Below are 2292 nucleotides of genomic sequence, written 5' to 3'. Positions count from 1 at the left end.
TTCATTGAATGTTTCAAACTTTTTTGGTTAAGTCCTCGATCGATTAGTATTCGTCAGCTCCATGTGTCACCACACTTCCACCTCGAACCTATCTACCTCATCGTCTTTGAGGGATCTTACTTACTTGCGTAATGGGAAATCTCATCTTGAGGGGGGCTTCATGCTTAGATGCTTTCAGCACTTATCCCGTCCACACATAGCTACCCAGCGATGCCTTTGGCAAGACAACTGGTACACCAGCGGTGTGTCCATCCCGGTCCTCTCGTACTAAGGACAGCTCCTCTCAAATTTCCTACGCCCACGACGGATAGGGACCGAACTGTCTCACGACGTTCTGAACCCAGCTCGCGTACCGCTTTAATGGGCGAACAGCCCAACCCTTGGGACCGACTACAGCCCCAGGATGCGATGAGCCGACATCGAGGTGCCAAACCTCCCCGTCGATGTGGACTCTTGGGGGAGATAAGCCTGTTATCCCCGGGGTAGCTTTTATCCGTTGAGCGATGGCCCTTCCATGCGGAACCACCGGATCACTAAGCCCGTCTTTCGACCCTGCTCGACTTGTAGGTCTCGCAGTCAAGCTCCCTTGTGCCTTTACACTCTACGAATGATTTCCAACCATTCTGAGGGAACCTTTGGGCGCCTCCGTTACCTTTTAGGAGGCGACCGCCCCAGTCAAACTGTCCGCCTGACACTGTCTCCTGCCCCGCTAAGGGGCATGGGTTAGAATTTCAATACAACCAGGGTAGTATCCCACCGACGCCTCCTTCGAAGCTGGCGCTCCGAGATCTCTGGCTCCTACCTATCCTGTACAAGTTGTACCAAAATTCAATATCAGGCTACAGTAAAGCTCCACGGGGTCTTTCCGTCCTGTCGCGGGTAACCTGCATCTTCACAGGTACTATAATTTCACCGAGTCTCTCGTTGAGACAGTGCCCAGATCGTTACGCCTTTCGTGCGGGTCGGAACTTACCCGACAAGGAATTTCGCTACCTTAGGACCGTTATAGTTACGGCCGCCGTTTACTGGGGCTTCAATTCGCAGCTTCGCTTGCGCTAACCACTCCTCTTAACCTTCCAGCACCGGGCAGGCGTCAGCCCCTATACGTCACCTTACGGTTTTGCAGAGACCTGTGTTTTTGCTAAACAGTCGCCTGGGCCTATTCACTGCGGCTCTCGTGCGCTTGCACGCTCAAGAGCACCCCTTCTCCCGAAGTTACGGGGTCATTTTGCCGAGTTCCTTAACGAGAGTTCTCTCGCACACCTTAGGATTCTCTCCTCGACTACCTGTGTCGGTTTGCGGTACGGGCACCTCTCACCTCGATAGAGGCTTTTCTTGGCAGTGTGAAATCAGGAACTTCGTCCATACGGACTCGCCATCACAGCTCAACGTTATAGTGTGCGGATTTGCCTACACACACGCCTTACTGCTTGGACGCGCACAACCAACGGCGCGCTTACCCTATCCTACTGCGTCCCCCCATTTCTCAAACGGTGAGGAGGTGGTACAGGAATATCAACCTGTTGTCCATCGCCTACGCCTATCGGCCTCGGCTTAGGTCCCGACTAACCCTGAGCGGACGAGCCTTCCTCAGGAAACCTTAGTCATACGGTGGACGGGATTCTCACCCGTCTTTCGCTACTCATACCGGCATTCTCACTTCTAAGCGCTCCACCAGTCCTTCCGGTCTGACTTCAACGCACTTAGAACGCTCTCCTACCACTGACATCGTAGATGTCAATCCACAGCTTCGGTGAATCGTTTAGCCCCGATACATTTTCGGCGCAGCGTCACTCGACCAGTGAGCTATTACGCACTCTTTAAATGATGGCTGCTTCTAAGCCAACATCCTGGTTGTCTGTGCAACGCCACATCCTTTTCCACTTAACGATTACTTTGGGACCTTAGCTGGTGGTCTGGGCTGTTTCCCTTTTGACTACGGATCTTATCACTCGCAGTCTGACTCCCGTGTATAAATATCTGGCATTCGGAGTTTGTCTGAATTCGGTAAACCGGGATGGCCCCCTAGTCCAAACAGTGCTCTACCTCCAGTATTCTCATCACGAGGCTAGCCCTAAAGCTATTTCGGAGAGAACCAGCTATCTCCAAGTTCGATTGGAATTTCTCCGCTACCCACACCTCATCCCCGCACTTTTCAACGTGCGTGGGTTCGGGCCTCCAGTAAGTGTTACCTCACCTTCACCCTGGACATGGGTAGATCACCTGGTTTCGGGTCTACGACCACGTACTAATTCGCCCTATTCAGACTCGCTTTCGCTGCGGCTCCGCCTT

At 52.9% G+C, this 2292-nt stretch carries 1 rRNA gene; it reads right to left on the bottom strand.

What is annotated here, in order from left to right:
- Nucleotides 1-23: 23 nt before the first annotated feature.
- Nucleotides 24-2292, bottom strand: a 23S ribosomal RNA gene (locus tag ACIP9G_RS22665); the annotation flags it as partial.

This window comes from Lysinibacillus sp. NPDC093197, assembly GCF_044754025.1.
Lineage (GTDB): Bacteria > Bacillota > Bacilli > Bacillales_A > Planococcaceae > Lysinibacillus.
This window is presented reverse-complemented; position numbering and strand designations above follow the sequence as displayed.